Consider the following 15705-nt stretch of genomic DNA (forward strand, 5'->3'; position numbering starts at 1 on the left):
TCTACATTGTAAAGGCGCGGAGATGGAACGGCATGCGATACCAGCGCCCGTCCACCGCGGCCGAATCGACGAGCACGATGGAGCGCTCCACCAGCCGGGCCACGGCCTCGGCGGCGTCGGCGGCGCGGTGGCCGGTCAGAGCGCGTTCGGCCTCCTCCAGGCCGAACGCGGAGTCGAAGGCGGCCAGCCGCTGCCAGGCCTGCGCGTCCAGCGGCTGGCACTGGCGGTGGCTCCAGGCGGCGGCCGCGCGCATGCTGGCGTGCCGGGCCGGGTGAGCGGGGCCGGCGGGCAGGGTGTGGAAGGTGCCGTTGTCGAGCATCTCGGCGAGCTTGGCGGACTCCAGCAGGTGCTCGGCGGCGATCTCGATGGCCAGGGGCAGGCCTTCGAGGCGGGCCAGGACGGCGGGGTCGGCGCGCAGGCCGCCGGAGCGTACGTGGAAGAGGGTGGCGGCGTCGGGCGCCGGCAGGGGGCCGGCGACGGTGACGTGCTCGCCGGGGATGCTCAGCACCTCGCGGCCGGTGACCAGGACGCGCAGGTCGGGCAGGCCGCGCAGCAGGCGTTCGACGAGGGCGACGCAGCGGTCGACGACGTGGTCGCAGGTGTCCAGGACGAGCAGGCGGGGCGGCTCGTCGCCGTCCCACGGCAGGCGTTCGCCGCTGAGGATGGTCTCGTGGACGTTGGAGGGGTCGAGGTCGATCAGGCGGGCGGCCGGGCCGAAGCCGGCGGCCACCGCGCGGGCCAGGGCGCTCTTGCCGACGCCTCCGGCTCCGGTGATGGTCACCAGCCGTTCGCGGCCGAGCAGATGGAGGATCTTGTTCCGGTGTTGATCACGCCCGACGAGGGCGTCGCCCGCACTCACGCTCTGAGTGTTCTGGATGCGGGGGTCGCGGCGCCTCGGGCGGGCGTACCTATCCGCATACCTAAAATCGGGGCTGGATCTTCTAGGTATACCCCCTTACGAATTGTCATCCGGCGCGTACGCTGAGGCAATCGAGGCGGATCCGGGAGGGGTCGATGGCACCGGCGATGGACTTGCGGCGCGGAGCTCTTCCCGTGCAGGTGACCGGGTTCGTCGGCCGGCCGGCAGAGCTGGCGATGGTGGCCAGGCTGCTGGGGGAGGCCCGGCTGGTGACGCTGGTGGGCCCGGGTGGCGTGGGCAAGACGCGGATCGCGTTACAGGTCGCCCACGAGGCGCGGGAGCGCTTCGCCGACGGGGTGTGCCTGGTGGAGCTGTCGGCGCTGGTGGACGCGGGGCTGCTGGCGCACACGGTGGCGGCGGCGCTGGGGCTGCCCGAGCAGGACGCGCGGCCGGCGCTGGAGCATCTGGTGGACTGCCTGGCGGGGCGGCAGGTGCTGCTGGTGCTGGACACGTGTGAGCATATGGTCGAGGCGTGCGCGATGCTGGCGGAGGTGCTGCTGCGCGAGGCGCCGGCGGTGACGATCCTGGCCACGACGCGGCAGCCGCTGGACGTGGCCGGTGAGCACACGGTGCCGATCCCGCCGCTGCCGGTGCTCGATCTGGGCTCCGGTCAGGACGCGGTGGCGTTGTTCGCGCAGCGGGCGGCGGCGGTGGTGCCGGGCTTCACGGTGAATGAGGACAACCACGCGTCGGTGGCGGCGTTGTGCCGGCGGCTGGACGGGATTCCGCTGGCGATCGAGCTGGCGACGGTGCGGTTGCGGGCGATTCCGCTGGAGGGGTTGCTGGCGCGGCTGGAGGATCGTTTCAGCCTGCTGACGGCGCGGCGCAGTTCGTTGCCGCGGCATCAGACGCTGCGGACGACGATCACGTGGAGTCATGATCTGTGCGACGGCGACGAGCGGCTGTTGTGGGCGCGGCTGTCGGTGTTCGCGGGGTCGTTCGATCTGGCGGCGGCCGAGGCGGTGTGCCAGGACGAGCAGTTGCCGGTGGGGCGGATCATCGAGCATCTGGTCGGGCTGGTGGACAAGTCGGTGCTGCTGCGGATGGAGGGGCGGCAGGACCGTTACCGGCTGCTGGACACGTTGCGGGAGTTCGGGGCCGAGCAGCTGGTGCTGATGGGGCAGCAGGAGAAGGTGCGGCGGCGGCATCTGGACTATTACCGGTCGCTGGCCGAGCGGTTCTCGCGGCGGGCGTTCACGGGGGATCAGCTGGCGCTGTATCAGGAGCTGGACCGGGAGCGGCCGAACGTGCGGGCGGCGCTGGAGTTCGCGCTGGGTCAGGCGGGCGGGGAGCGGGCGGCTTTGCGGTTCGCGGTGTCGCTGTGGCCGTACTGGTTGTGCGGGGCGCGGCTGGCCGAGGGGCGGGTGTGGCTGGAGCGGGCGCTGGGCCGGGTTCCGGCGTGGGTTCCCGAGCGGGCCGAGGGGCTGGGGCATCTGGGGTTCTTCGCGTTGCAGCAGGGGGCGCAGCGGGTGGCGTTGCCGTGGATCGAGGAGTCGCTGGCGATCGCGCAGGAGCTGGACGATGAGCGGCTGCGGGCGCTGGCGATCCAGCATCTGGCGGTGCACCGGCTGCTGAGCGGGCGGCCGGATGAGGGGTTTCCGCTGTTCGACGACGCGTGTGCGCGGTTGACGGCGCTGGGGGACCGTACGGGGCTGGCGATCGCGCTGATGGAGAAGGGGGCGTTGCACGCGCTGTCGGGTGATGGGCAGACGGCGCTGGTGGTGACCGGCGAGGTGCTGGAGCTGCTGGGTGAGGGGTCGGGGGAGTGCTGGTTGCAGGGGTATGTGCTGTTCCTGCGGGCGCTGGCGCGCTGGACGCTGGGTGATCTGGCGGGGTCGGTGCGGGAGGCGCGGCTGGCGGTGCGGATGAAGTACGCGCTGGGTGATCATCTGGCGGTGGCCGACTGCCTGGAGCTGCTGGCGTGGCAGGCGGCCGATCAGGAGCGGATGGTGCGGGCGTGCTGGTTGCTGGGGGCGGCCGATCGGGTGTGGCAGCAGTTCGCGGCGCCGCTGGCGGGTGCGCCGTTGCTGCTGCGCCATCATGATCGGGCGATCGCTCTGGTGTCGAAGAGCCTGGGTTCTGAGCGGTATGCGGCGATCTTCCGGCAGGGGTCGGGGTTGTCGCTGGGGGACGCGGTGGAGCTGGCGGACATGGATGTGGACGCGATCCCGGTGCAGGCGCCGCGGCGGGCGGCGATGGAGCTGTTGTCGCCGCGTGAGCGTGAGGTGGCGGGGCTGGTGGAGGAGGGTCTGACGAACCGGGAGATCGCCGAGCGGCTGGTGATCTCGAAGCGGACGGCGGACGCGCACGTGGAGCACATTCTGGCGAAGCTGGGGGTGTCGTCGCGGGTGGAGATCGCGGAGCTGGTGGCGGCGGGTAGTGGTTCCTGAGGGGCGGAGGGGTCGGGATGGATGTGGCGGTGCTGGCGCAGGACGTGATGCCGTATGTGAGTGCGGCGGTCAGCGCGTACGGCGGGGCGGTGCTGGCCAAGACGCAGGAGGCGGCGGCGCAGTCGACGGTGGGGCTGGGCACGAGGATCTTGCGGCGGTTGTTCGGCGGTGAGGATGCGGGGGCGGCGGGCCGGGAGGCGATCGAGGAGCTGGCCGCGCATCCGGGTGACGCCGACTATGTGGCGGCGCTGCGGCTGGCGATCCGCCGGGCGCTGGAGGCCGAGCCGGGGCTCGCGGCGGAGATCGCGGCGGAGATCTCTGGCCGGGTGCCGGCGCCGTCGGTGACGGCTTCGGGGGAGCGGTCGGTGGCGGTCGGCGGCGCGAACTCGGGGCTGATCATCACGGGTGACGACGCGAAGGTGGAGTACCCCCGCTGAAGCAGGTGAAGGCCGGAAAGAACCGTCTTGCGCCCTCCGAACCGTATGGTGTACGGTACAGCGTACCGAAACTTTGGAGGATTACGCCTTGACCCTCATCCAGCCCTTCACCCTCGCCGTCCCCGCCGCCGACCTGGACGATCTGCGCACGCGGCTCGACCTGGCGCGCTGGCCCGACGAGGTGCCCGGCCAGGGCTGGCGCCTCGGCGTCCCGCTGGCCGAGCTGAAGGACCTCGTCGCGTACTGGCGCGGCGGCTACGACTGGCGCGCGGCCGAGGCCGAGATCAACGCCCACCCGCAGTTCACCACCGAGATCGACGGCCAGAACGTGCACTTCCTGCACGTGCGCTGCCCGCGCCCCGACGCCCTGCCCCTGCTCATCACCCACGGCTGGCCCAGCTCGCCGGTGGAGTACCTGGACGTCATCGCGCCGCTGGCGCGCGAGTTCCACCTGGTCATCCCGTCGCTGCCGGGATACGGCCTGTCCGGCCCGACCCGGGAGATGGGCTGGGGCGCCACCCGCATCGCCGGAGCCTGGCTGGAGCTGATGTCGCGCCTGGGCTATGAGCGCTTCGGCGTGCAGGGCGGCGACTGGGGCACGTGGATCTCGCGCGAGATCGGCGTGCTGGCGCCCGAGCGGGTCGCCGGCATGCACGGCAACGGCCTGATCTGCTTCCCGCTCGGCCTGCCCGGCGAGATGGAGGACCTCACCGCGACCGAGACCGAGCGCATGGCCTTCCGCGAGGCCTACCCGCACGAGCAGTACGGCTACAAGCTCATCCAGTCCACCCGCCCGCAGGCCTTCGCCTACGGCATGGCCGACTCCCCCGTGGCGCTGCTGGCCTGGTTCGCCAGCGTCTACCACGAGTGGAGCGACGGCGGCGTCGACCGCGACCGGCTGCTGACCACGACCATGATCTACTGGCTGACCAACACGGCGGGCTCGGCGGCCCGCTCGTTCGTCGAGACGCCCGACACCGAGCAGGACACCACCGTGGAGTGGGAGCTGAAGCCCGCCACGGTGCCGACGGCGATCTCGGTCTTCCCGCGCGACATCCTGCGCCCGATCCGCCGCTTCGCCGAGCGCGACAACAACGTCGTGGCGTGGATCGAGCACGAGCGGGGCGGCACGTTCGCCGCCCTGGAGCAGCCGCAGGCCTACGTCACCGATGTTCGGGAGTTCTTCACCCAGCTCAGGGCATGACGCCCGGAATCCGGTCCGGCGCTGTGCACCCCGCACAGCGGAGCGGGCCGGACTCCGCATACGGTGCGGGGCATGACGTATCGAGTCGCGATGGACATCGGCGGCACCTTCACCGACGTTGTCTGCTACGACGAGCGCGATGGTGCCGTCGTGGCGGCCAAGGCCCCCTCCACCCCCGGCGACCTGGCCGAGGGCGTGTTCAACGCCCTCGGCCGCGTCGTTGCCGATCCCGCGCGCATCTCCTTCTTCGTCCACGGCACCACGCAGGGGCTCAACGCGCTGCTGGAGCGCAAGGGCGCCCGCGTGCTGCTGCTGACCTCCGGCGGCGCCCGCGACGTGTACCAGATCGCCCGCGGCAACCGCGAGCGCATGTTCGACCTGCGCTACAGAAAGCCCGTCCCGCTGGTGCCGCGCGCCGACATCATGGAGGCCGCGGGCCGGCTGGACTGGCGCGGCGAGGAACTGACCCCGCTGGACGAGGGCGCGGTACGGCGCGCCGCCCGCCGGGCCCGCGAGGAGGGCTTCGACGCGGTCGCGGTGAGCCTGCTGTTCTCCTACGCCAACCCCGCCCACGAGATCCGGGCGGGCCAGATCCTGGCCGAGGAGCTCGGCCCGGACGTGCTGGTCGTGCTCAGCCACGAGGTGGCGCGCGAGTGGCGCGAGTACGAGCGCACCTCCAGCGCCGTGCTGGAGGCCTACACCGGTCCGGTCGTGCGCCGTTACCTGGCCGGCATCCAGGACCGGTTCGCCGGGCGGGGGCTGGGCGTGCCGGTGCACGTCATGCAGTCCTCCGGCGGCCTGGTCAACGCCGGGTACGCGATGCGCCGCCCGCTGCAGACGCTGCTGTCGGGCCCGGTCGGCGGCACGATGGGCGGGGTGGCGGCGGCGCGGCTGCTGGGCGGCGGGAACGCCATCTGCGTGGACATGGGCGGCACCTCCTTCGACGTCTCGCTGGTCGTGGGCGGGCGGCCCGACATCAGCGCCGAGGCCCGCATCGAGGGCTATCCGGTGCTGATGCCGATCGTGAACCTGCACACCATCGGCGCGGGCGGCGGTTCGCTGGCCTATGCCGAGGCGGGGGCGCTGCGGGTGGGCCCGGAGTCGGCGGGAGCCGTACCCGGTCCGGCCTGCTACGGCCGGGGCGGCACGCGGGCCACCGTCACCGACGCGAACCTGGTGCTCGGCCGGGTGGATCCGGCCTGGTTCGCCGGGGGGCTGATGACGCTCGACACCGGGGCGGCCGAGAGGGCGATCGCGGCGCTGGCCGGTGAGCTGGGCATGGAGCCGCCGCGGCTGGCCGAAGGCGTGTGCGCGGTGGCCAACGCCAAGATGGCCCAGGCGATCCGCACGCTGACGGTCGAGCACGGGGTGGAGCCGCGGGAGTTCACGCTGGTGGCCTTCGGCGGGGCCGGGGCCATGCACGCGGCGTTCATCGCCCGGGAGCTGGGCATCACCGACGTCGTGGTGCCGCGTTTTCCCGGCGCGTTCTCGGCGTGGGGGATGCTGGAGGCCGATGTGCGCCGCGACCTCACCCATCCGTTCTTCCGGCCGCAGGCCGGGGTGGACGGCGGTGAGATGGCGGCGCTGCTGCGGGAGCTGGAGGGGCAGGCGCTGGCGGCGCTGGCCGGGCAGGGCGTGCCCGAGGAGCGGCGCCGGGTCGAGCACGCGGTCGACATGCGCTACGAGGGTCAGGACTACACGCTGACCATCCCTCTGCTTGATGCCGCCGAGCCGGCCGGGCCCGGGTTTCTCGCGGCGCTGGCCGCGCGCTACGCCGAGGCCCACACCGGGCGTTACGGCCACGCCACGCCGGAGGCGGCGGTGGAGCTGGTCATGCTGCGCAGCACCGGGTTCGGCACCTTCCCCAAGACCGCGGCCGCGCCCGGGGCGGCCGGGCGGGCGCAGGCGCCGGCCGTACGAGATGTGATCTTCAACGGCGAGGTGCACCGCACGCCGGTGCTGCGCCGCGCGGACCTGGACGGCGAGCTGGCGGGGCCGGCGATCGTGGTCGAGGAGACCGCGACGACGGTCATCCCGCCCGGCTGCCGGGCCACCGTCGATGTCAACGGCTTCCTCCTGATCAAGGTGAATTCTCTGTGATCGACCCCGTCACCACGGAAATCATCCGCTGCGCCCTGCTGCAGGCGGCGGAGGACATGAACACCACCCTCATCCGTTCCTCCTACACCCCCGTCATCTACGAGGCGAAGGACTGCGCGGTCGCGCTGCTGGACCGTGAGCACCAGGTGCTCGGCCAGTCGTCCGGGCTGCCGATCTTCCTGGGCAACCTGGAGGTGTGCACGCGCGAGACCGAGCGCCTGTACGGGCGGCAGGTGTGGCGCGAGGGCGATGTGTGGGTGCTCAACGACTCCTACATCGGCGGCACTCACCTCAACGACGTCACCGTCTACGGGCCGATCTTCGCCGGGGGCGAGCTGGCCGGGTTCGCCGCCTCGCGGGCGCACTGGCTGGATGTGGGCTCGAAGGACCCGGGCGGCTCCATGGACTCCACCTCGATCTTCCAGGAGGGGCTGCGGCTGGGCCCGGTGAAGATCTACGAGGGCGGGCGGCCGTGCCGTGACCTGCACGAGGTAATCGCCCGCAACGTACGCTTCCCGCACGCGACACTCGGCGACATGCGCGCCCAGGTCGCCTGCGCGATGACCGGTCAGCGGCGGCTGTCGGAGATCGTGGCGCGCTGGGGAGTGGAGACGGTGATGGCCGCGCGCGATGAGATCTTCGCCCAGACCGAGCGGCTGGAACGGCAGGCGATCGCCGCCATCCCCGACGGCGTCTACACCGCCGGCGGGCACCTGGACAACGACGGCATCACGCTGGAGCGTCCGCTGCCGGTCAACGTCACCGTGATGGTCGAGGGCGAGCGGATCGCGGTCGACCTGACCGACTGCGCCGACCAGGCCACCGGCCCGGTCAACTGCGGCGCGGCCCAGGCGGTGGCGGCGGTGCGGGTGGCCTACAAGCTGCTGGTCAGCGGCGAGGTGCCGCTGAACGGCGGCTCGTTTCGCCCGCTGGAGGTGGTGACGCGGCCGGGCAGCATGCTGGCCGCCCGTTCCCCGGCCGCCTGCCAGTACTACTACTCCCACCTGGGCCTGCTCATCGACCTGGTGGTCAAGGCGCTGGCGCCGGTGCTGCCGGAGCGGGCCGCGGCCGCCTCCTACGGCGACTCGCTCATCGTGCAGTTCACCGGCACCGATCCGCGCACCGGCGCGATGTACGTCTCGCAGGAGGCGACCGTCGGCGGCTGGGGCGCCTGGGAGGGCGGCGACGGCGAGTCGGCGCTGATCAACAACGTCAACGGGTCGCTGCGGGACATGCCGATCGAGGTCCTGGAGACGCTGTTCCCGGTGCGGGTCACCCGTTACGCGATGCGGCCCGGCACCGGGGGCGCGGGACAGTGGCGGGGCGGCAACGGCGTGGTGCGCGAGTACGAGTTCCTGGGCGACACCTCGCTGTCGTTGTGGTTCGAGCGCTCGGTCACGCCGGCGTGGGGTCTTGCGGGCGGCGGCGCGGGCGCGCCCCCGCGCGTGGTCCTCAATCCGGGTACGGCCGGCGAGCGCGCCATGCTGAAGGTCAACGCCCTGCCGGTGGCGGCCGGTGAGGTGTTGCGCTGCGAGTCGGGCGGTGGCGGCGGCTACGGCCCGCCCGAGCGGCGCGCGCCCGGGGCCCTTGCCGAGGATGTGGCCCAGGGCATGACCTGACGGCGTGGCTCACCCGGTGGTGACGCCGGTCAGGACGGAGGCCACCATGGCGCGCACGGCCTCGGGCGTGGGCGGGGTGCCGGTGCGGTCGGCGTAGAGCAGGTGGCCGGCGCCGATGAGGGTGGGCGCGAGCGTGCCGAGGTCGGCGCCGGCGGCGATGCGGCCCAGGTCGCGTTCGGCGGCCAGATAGGCGGCGAGCATGGCCGTGGCCTCGGTGAGCAGCGGCAGCCCGTCCGGCGTGCTCGGGCGCAGGCGGGCGCGCAGGTCGTCGCGGAAGGTGACGAGACCGACGACGGCGACGGCGACGGCGTCGAACAGCTCGCCGAGCGCGGCGGCGAGGTTGCCGGTGACGGTGCCGCTGCCCGCCTGCGCGCGCAGGGTCGCCGCCTGGGCGGTGAGGCGGGCGATGCGGTCCCGGACGAGCGCGGCCAGGAAGTCGTCGAAGTCGGCGAAGTGGCGGTGCAGGACGCCCTTGGCGCAGCCGGCCTCGGTGGTGACGGCGCGGCTGGTCAGCCCGTGCGGCCCGGTGCGCGCCAGGATGCGCTCGGCGGCCTCGAACAGCTGCTCGCGCGCGTCGCGCAGGGCCACTCCGGTGGGCATCGCGGGGTCTCCTCCCGTGGCGGGTCGCTCTCCATCGCTGTGGGCGAACGGCATGGATTGAGTGGGCGAGCGCCCACTAGTGTGGGCGTATGCCCACTATATCGCCGGGGCGGGAGCCCCATGAGCATCGCGAGATCGCCGAGTCGTTCGGCAACGACGCCGAGCGCTACGACCGCGCCCGGCCCCGCTACCCCGAGGCCCTGATCGAGCGCATCGCCGCCGCCGGCCCGGACGTCCTGGACGTCGGCTGCGGCACCGGGATCGCCGCCCGCCAGTTCCAGGCGGCCGGGCGCCGGGTGCTGGGCGTCGAGCCGGACCCCCGCATGGCCGCCACGGCGCGGCGGCTCGGCGTGGAGGCCGAGGTGGCCACGTTCGAGCAATGGCAGGCCGGCGGGCGGATGTTCGACGCGGTCACCGCCGCGCAGGCCTGGCACTGGATCGACCCGGTCGCCGGCGCCGCCAAGGCCGCCGCGGTGCTGCGGCCGGCAGGCGTGCTGGCGGTGTTCTGGAACGTCGCCCAGCCGCCGGCCGAGCTGTCGCAAGCGCTGGCCGACCTGCACGCGCGGCTGGTGCCCGACTCGCCGTTCGACCCGCGGGCCTGGGCCGCGCGGGCCGAGCCGTACGCGCCGATGATGGACACGGCCGCTCAGGGCATCGCCGCGGCGGGCGGCTTCGGCGAGCCTGAGCGGTGGCGTCAGGACTGGCAGACGCCGTGCACCCGCGAGCAGTGGCTGGACCAGCTGCCCACCTCCGGTATGTTCACCCGCCTGGCGCCGGAGCCGGCGGCCGAACTGCTGGAGGGCGCCGGCGCCGCGGTCGACGCGCTGGGCGGCACGTTCACCATGCGCTACACGAGCGTGGCCGTGCTGGCCACGCGCCTTACCGGGTGAGGAAACCGCGCAGCAGGCGCAGGTAGGCGGCGGGCTGGTCGTGGGCGATGCCGTGCCCGGCGCCGGCGACCTCGGCCAGGCGGGCGGCGGGCAGGGTGTCGCGGTAGGCGGCGGCGATGTGCGGGTGCACGTAGTCGCAGGTGCCGCGCAGGATCAGGGCGGGCACGCGGACCTGGCGCAGGCGGGGCCGGGGGTCGGGCACGCGCAGGGTGTCGGCGACGGTGAACTGGTTGGCGTAGAAGCCGGGCGCGTTGCCGTGCACGGGGGCGGGCGGGGCGCCGGGGCAGGTGGTGGCGTCCTTGCCGGTCAGCAGCAGTTCGCGCATCCGGGCGTCGGCCTCGCGGTCGGGCACCAGGGCGTGCGCGGCGGCCGGGGCGTTGTCCAGCAGCAGGGACAGGGCGATCATGCGCGGGTCGCCGAGCAGGTCGTCGCGGCGGCGGGCCTGCTCGGGCGTCAGGCGCTTCCACGGCTCGCCGACCTCCCCCGCGGCCGGCGCCCACAACGCGCCCGGGGAGACGAACACGGCCCTGGCGACCCGGCCCGGGTGGGCGGCCAGGTAGGCGGCGCTCAGCGTGGCGCCCCAGGAACGGCCGACGAGGATCAGCTTCGGCGCGCCGAGCAGGCCCCTGATCGCCTCCAGGTCGGCGACCTGGCGGGCGACGGTGTAGCCGGTGACGTCGGCCAGGCGGCTGGAGCGTCCCGCGCCGAGCTGGTCGTAGGCGTAGACGTCGAAGCCGTCGGCGGCCAGTTCCGCGGCGCCCTCGGGCAGGCCTTCGCCGGCCGTTCCCGGCCCGCCGTGCAAGAAGATCACCGGGTACGGCCGTGCCCCGCCCCGGCGGTGGGCGTAGGCGATGCGGGAGCCGGTGGGCAGGTCCCAGTAACGCACGTGCGCCGGATCGGCGGCGGCCGGCGGCACCGGCCAGGGCCGCAGGACCAGCGCCCAGGCCCCGGCGGCCGACAGCGCCGTGACGGCCAGGGCGAACCAGGCCGCCGCCCCACGGGCCGGCAGGCGTACGGCGAGGCGGCCGAGCAGGAACGCGGTGAGCAGGCAGGCCGTGGCGGCAGCCGCGTACAACACGGGAAGAGACGGGGTGACGGTGGCCAGGGCCAGGAAGGCGCAGGCGCCGGCCGCCACGGCCAGGACGCAGGCCAGCAGCGCGGCCAGGACTCTCGCGGCGCGGCGCAGGAAGGTGAGCATGGCGACCAAGATGCTCGTCGCGGGGGTGGCGCGGCATCGGGAGCGACCCCGGCCTTGGCCCTGAGAGCGCGCCTGCCGGCTCCTCCGGCAGGACCGGCGTGGTGTCCGCCGTGCGGCGGGGTGTCCCAGCAGTTGATCTACTTTGTAAAGGCGATAGGCTGGGAAAATGGCTCAGCCGTACCTCACCCTCACCACCCTCATCGAGCACGAGAACGAGGTACGGCGCTCGCGCTTCATCTGCGCCATCAGTCCCGCGGCGAGTGTGGAGCGGGCGCAGGCGTTCATCGCCGAGCGGCGGCGGCTGCACCCGTCGGCCACGCACAACTGCACCGCCTACGTGATCGGGCAGAGCGTGCAGAAGGGCGACGACGACGGCGAGCCGGGCGGCACGGCCGGCTCGCCGATGGTGCAGGCGCTGGCCGGGCGGGGTTTCAGCGATGTGGTGGCGGTGGTGACGCGCTACTTCGGCGGGGTGCTGCTCGGGGCGGGCGGCCTGGTGCGGGCCTACGGCTCCGCGGTGACCGAGACGCTCGACCGGGCCGAGCCGGTGCGGATGGTGCCGGCCCGGCTGATGCGGGTCTCGGTGGCGCACGACCAGGCGGGCAGGGCGGAGAACGATCTGCGTGCTTCGCGCTACGCCGTACGTGAGGTGGCCTATGGGGCGTCGGTGGTGTTCTCGGTGGCGGTGGGCGCCGATGAGGAGGCGGCGTTCGGCGACTGGGTGGCGACGCTGACGGCCGGGCGGGCCCTGGTGGAGGCCGGGCGGGCCATCCACGTGCCGGGCTGAAATATTGGGGTGAGCTTTGGGGGCGGGTCAGGCAGAGTTGACGAATGATGTCCGATTTCGTGCCTGGTCTTGAGTTGTCCCGCGCTTTCTACGGCGAGGTCGTGGCTCCGTTGGTCGGGGCCGTTCCGCACAGTGCCGCGCTGATCGGCCCTGGTTCTGAGGTGCTGGCGTTCGACACCGAGCGTTCGGCCGACCATGACTGGGGGCCGAGGGTGCTGGTGTTCGTCGCGGGCGGGGATGTGGCGGCGGTGCGGGCCGCGGTGGCGGCGGGGCTGCCGGAGCGGTTCGGCGGGTATCCGACGGTGTTCGGGTACCGGGGCCGGTCGGGGCCCGGGGTGCGGGTGTGTGAGCTGGGCGCCTGGCTGCAGGAGGTGCTGGGGTTCGATCCGCGTGGCGGGGTGTCGGTGATGGACTGGTTGTCGGTGCCGTGGCAGAGCCTGGCGGAGGTGACCGGTGGGGAGGTCTTCCACGATGGGCTGGGGGAGCTGGAGGCGGTGCGGGAGGCGTTGAGCTGGTATCCGCGGGATGTGTGGCGGTATGTGCTGGCGTGTCAGTGGATGCGGATCGCGCAGGAGGAGCCGTTTCCCGGGCGGTGCGGTGAGGTGGGGGACGAGCTGGGTTCGGCGGTGGTGGGGGCCGGGCTGGTGCGTGAGGTGATGCGGCTGGCGTTGTTGCTGCGGCGGCGGTATCCGCCGTATGCGAAGTGGCTGGGTAGTGCGTTGGCGCGGGTGCCGGGGTCGGCGGAGCTGGGTGAGGCGCTGGCGGTGGCGGTGGGGGCGCGTTCGTGGCGGGAGCGGGAGGCGGGGCTGGCGCGGGCCTACAGCCGGGTGGCGTCGGTGCAGAATCGGATGGCGTTGGCTGAGCCGTTGGATGCGCGGGTGCGGGGGTTTCACGACCGGCCGTTCCTGGTGATCGGCGGGGAGCGGTTCGCGGGGGCGTTGCTGGCGGCGGTGTCGGATCCGCAGGTGGCGGCATTGCCGGTGGTGGGGTGTGTGGATCAGTTGTCGGATGGGGTGGCGGTGGTGCGTGGGCCTGGGGTGGCGCGGGCGGTGACGGAGGCGGCGTTGCGGGCGGCCTGAGCTTCCCGGCCCCTTGGGTTTTCACGCCCTTGGACCTTCACGCCCTCAGGCTTTGGACCTTAGGCCCACCACCGCCCTCGGTCCTTCACGCCGTCCTGCCTTCAGGTCTTTGGGTCAGGCCTTTGCGAGGGCGTGGATGGCGCCGGCGTGTTCGGGGGATGCCGGTGATGAGGCCGTGGGCGGGGGCTATGGGTGGTCCTCGGGGTCGATGGGGATCATGAGGTGGGTCAGGAGGCGGTCGGGCGGGGTGGTGGGGGGGTCGGAGATGTAGACCTCGCGGATGGGGCCGGTCAGGGGGTGTCCGCGTTCTGCGCACCAGGCCAGGACGGCGTGGGCGGTGAGGGAGATCTGGTCGTAGGGGCCGGTGTGGGTGGCGGTGGCGAAGGTGCCGCCGGGTAGGAGGGCGCGTTCGAGTCCGGGGGTGGGTGGTGGGGGCTGGCCGGGGGTGAGGGCGAGGGTGGCGGTGATGTCGATGTGGTCGTCGAGGTCGATGGGGAACAGGGCGGTGAGCTCGGGCGGGCGCTGGCCGGGGGCGGCGGCCAGCAGGCGTGCGATGGCGGTGGAGGTGGCGCGGGGGATGTCGGCGGGGCCGCTGGCGTGTTCGCGGGTGAGCAGGACGGTTCGGGCGGGTTCGGTGGTGAGGTGGACGGGGGCGCCGGGCAGGCCGTCGGTGATGAGGCGTTCGAGGGAGGCGAGGGTGCGGCGGCGGCGGTCGAGTTCGGCTTCGAGGTCGTGGCGTACGTGGTCGAGTGCGACGGTGGCTCCGGCCAGGACGTCGGCGACGGTGGCCAGGGGGACGTCGAGGGAGCGCAGCAGGCCGATGGTGAGGGCGTGGCGGGCTTGGGCGGGGTGGTAGTAGCGGTAGCCGGTGTCGGGGTCGACGTGGGCGGGGGTGAGCAGGCCGAGTTCGGCGTAGTGCCGGAGTTGTTTGATGCTCAGGCGGCTCAGGCGGGCGAACTGCCCGATCGGCATGAGGTCTGCGTCCACGTGTTCCAGGATGGTCTGTCCGGTGGGGGGAGAGTCCATCCGGGGGCTCTTTCTGGCGTGAGGCGCTTAGGCTGGGGGTCTTGAGGATCCTCGTTGAGGCGTCGCCCTGGTGTTGCCGGGGCTTTGAGGATCGGGCCGGTTCGCCGGTCGCGCCTCCCTGACGTATGGGAGGCGCGTGATGGTCGGCACCGTTCGCAGCGTGGTCGTCGTGGTGGTGGCCGGGGTTGCGGCCAGTATGGCGCTGGGGGAGTTCATTCCGTTCCTGCCGGTGCTGGGGGTGCGGTTCGGGCTGTCGCTGACCGCTGTGGGCTGGGTGTCGTCGGGGATCACGCTGGTGGCGGCGCTGGCGTGCCTGCCGCTCGGCGTGGTGGTGGGGCGCCGGCGGGTGGAGCGGGTGTTCGTGGTGGGGCTGCTGGCGCTGGGTGTGTCGGGGGTCGTGGCCGGGTTGGCGGGTGGTGCCGGTGTGCTGGTGGTGTCGCGGGCCGGTCAGGCGGTGGGGTACGCGCTGGTGGTGATCGCCGGGCCGGTGCTGCTGGCGCGGATGCCGCGGGAGGGTGGGCGGCGGGTGGGGCTGGCCTTGTGGGGGTTGTGTGTGCCGGCGGGGCTGGCGCTGGCGGGTGGTGTTGCCGCGGTGGTGGGGCCGTCGGGGTGGCGGGTGGTCGTGGTGGGTGCGGGGGTGCTGGCGTTGGTCGTGGGTGTGGCGGCCCAGGTGATGGCCGGCCGTGTGATGCCCGCAGCCGCCCGTGCGATGCCTGCGGGCAGGCACGGCGCACGAGGCGGGGACATGGCGGGCATCGGGCCATGCGTATGGGGACGGCGTGAGGTGGCCGGTGTGGGGGTCGGGTCGTGGCGGGTGGTGGGGGTGGCCGTGGGGTTCGGGTTGATCGCGCTGGTCGGGGTGAGTGTGGTCACTGTGCTCGGGTCCTATCTGGCGTTCCGGTACGGCCTGCCCGCCGGGTCCGCGAGCCTGCTGACCGGGGTGGTGGCGGTGGCCAGTGTGCCGGGCAGTGTGGTGGCCGGGGTGATGCTGCGGGCGGGGGTGCGCCCGGCCCGGTTGCTGGTCACGGCGCTGCTCATGGCGCCGCTCGCACTGGTCGTGTTCGGGCAGGGGCCGTTGTTCCTGGCGGTGGCGGGTGCGGCGGGGATCTTGGTGGTCAACGGGCTGGCGGTCTCGGCCGTCTTCGCCGGGCTCCCTGACCTGGACGGCGGCACCCCGGGCGTGGACGTGGCCGGCCCCGTCCTGGCCGTCGGCAGCACCGCCGGGTCCGGCAGCGCCGCCGGGACGCGCGGGACCGCCGGGACCGCGCGGACGGTGGCCGCGGTGACCCAGGCCGGAAGCGTGGGCACTCTGGTCGGCCCGCCGGTCTACCTCTGGACGGCCGGGTCCGCGGGCTGGCCCGCGACGATCGGGTTGACCGTCGCGGTCGTGTGCGTCGGCGCGGCCTGCGCCGTCGCCGCGCTCACTCCGGCCCGGCACTGACCCCGGGCACATCGT

At 73.4% G+C, this 15705-nt stretch carries 13 protein-coding genes; 9 read left to right on the forward strand and 4 right to left on the reverse strand.

Features of this window, described 5'->3' with window-relative positions:
* Nucleotide 1: 1 nt before the first annotated feature.
* A complete protein-coding gene (locus ACFWY5_RS42905) occupies nt 2-859 on the reverse strand; it encodes a hypothetical protein (RefSeq protein ID WP_379638276.1) in 858 nt (285 codons plus the stop codon).
* A 155-nt stretch (nt 860-1014) separates the two neighbouring features.
* Here ACFWY5_RS42905 and ACFWY5_RS42910 point away from each other — a divergent pair, with 155 nt between their 5' ends.
* The 5 genes from ACFWY5_RS42910 to ACFWY5_RS42930 all read left to right on the forward strand — a co-directional run bounded on the left by ACFWY5_RS42910 (nt 1015) and on the right by ACFWY5_RS42930 (nt 8669).
* Nucleotides 1015-3309, forward strand: a complete 2295-nt coding sequence (locus ACFWY5_RS42910; RefSeq protein ID WP_379624188.1) for an ATP-binding protein — start codon at nt 1015-1017, stop codon at nt 3307-3309.
* Nucleotides 3310-3326: 17 nt separating this feature from the next.
* On the forward strand, nt 3327-3746 hold the full coding sequence (locus ACFWY5_RS42915; RefSeq protein WP_379624190.1) for a hypothetical protein: 420 nt from the start codon (nt 3327-3329) through the stop codon (nt 3744-3746).
* Between the two features lie 88 nt (nt 3747-3834).
* A complete protein-coding gene (locus ACFWY5_RS42920) occupies nt 3835-4950 on the forward strand; it encodes an epoxide hydrolase family protein (RefSeq protein ID WP_379624192.1) in 1116 nt (371 codons plus the stop codon).
* A gap of 72 nt (nt 4951-5022) precedes the next feature.
* Entirely contained in the window at nt 5023-7050 is a 2028-nt protein-coding gene (locus ACFWY5_RS42925; RefSeq protein WP_379638277.1) for a hydantoinase/oxoprolinase family protein, read from the forward strand.
* Nucleotides 7047-8669, forward strand: a complete 1623-nt coding sequence (locus ACFWY5_RS42930) for a hydantoinase B/oxoprolinase family protein (RefSeq protein ID WP_379638278.1) — start codon at nt 7047-7049, stop codon at nt 8667-8669. Before ACFWY5_RS42925 ends, ACFWY5_RS42930 begins: the two co-directional genes overlap by 4 nt.
* Before the next feature lie 9 nt (nt 8670-8678).
* On the opposite strand, the gene ACFWY5_RS42935 is transcribed toward ACFWY5_RS42930, so the two are convergent.
* A complete protein-coding gene (locus tag ACFWY5_RS42935; protein ID WP_379624198.1) occupies nt 8679-9269 on the reverse strand; it encodes a TetR/AcrR family transcriptional regulator in 591 nt (196 codons plus the stop codon).
* A gap of 89 nt (nt 9270-9358) precedes the next feature.
* Between ACFWY5_RS42935 and ACFWY5_RS42940 the strand changes: the two genes are divergently transcribed.
* On the forward strand, nt 9359-10159 hold the full coding sequence (locus tag ACFWY5_RS42940; RefSeq protein ID WP_379638279.1) for a class I SAM-dependent methyltransferase: 801 nt from the start codon (nt 9359-9361) through the stop codon (nt 10157-10159).
* Here the strand turns inward: ACFWY5_RS42940 and ACFWY5_RS42945 are convergent.
* The gene (locus ACFWY5_RS42945; RefSeq protein WP_379638280.1) at nt 10149-11357 is read right to left on the reverse strand and encodes an alpha/beta hydrolase; all 1209 of its coding nucleotides are present in this window, start codon (nt 11355-11357) and stop codon (nt 10149-10151) included. The two genes, ACFWY5_RS42940 and ACFWY5_RS42945, sit on opposite strands and share 11 nt — an antisense overlap.
* A 166-nt stretch (nt 11358-11523) precedes the next feature.
* On the opposite strand from ACFWY5_RS42945, the gene ACFWY5_RS42950 reads away from it, so the two are divergent.
* Both ACFWY5_RS42950 and ACFWY5_RS42955 read left to right on the forward strand, forming a co-directional pair.
* Nucleotides 11524-12144, forward strand: a complete 621-nt coding sequence (locus ACFWY5_RS42950) for a YigZ family protein (protein ID WP_379638282.1) — start codon at nt 11524-11526, stop codon at nt 12142-12144.
* Between the two features lie 101 nt (nt 12145-12245).
* Nucleotides 12246-13223 carry a DUF4037 domain-containing protein gene (locus ACFWY5_RS42955; protein ID WP_379624206.1) on the forward strand — a complete coding sequence of 326 codons (978 nt, stop codon included), beginning with the start codon at nt 12246-12248 and terminating at the stop codon, nt 13221-13223.
* A gap of 186 nt (nt 13224-13409) precedes the next feature.
* On the opposite strand, the gene ACFWY5_RS42960 is transcribed toward ACFWY5_RS42955, so the two are convergent.
* Nucleotides 13410-14249 (reverse strand): MerR family transcriptional regulator, encoded by an 840-nt coding sequence (locus tag ACFWY5_RS42960; RefSeq protein WP_379638283.1) that lies wholly within the window; start codon nt 14247-14249, stop codon nt 13410-13412.
* Nucleotides 14250-14388: 139 nt separating this feature from the next.
* Here ACFWY5_RS42960 and ACFWY5_RS42965 point away from each other — a divergent pair, with 139 nt between their 5' ends.
* Complete coding sequence (locus tag ACFWY5_RS42965; RefSeq protein WP_379638284.1) at nt 14389-15690, forward strand: MFS transporter; 1302 nt, start codon at nt 14389-14391, stop codon at nt 15688-15690.
* The last annotated feature ends 15 nt before the right edge of the window (nt 15691-15705 follow it).

The sequence above is a fragment of the Nonomuraea sp. NPDC059007 genome (assembly GCF_042740555.1).
Lineage (GTDB): Bacteria > Actinomycetota > Actinomycetes > Streptosporangiales > Streptosporangiaceae > Nonomuraea.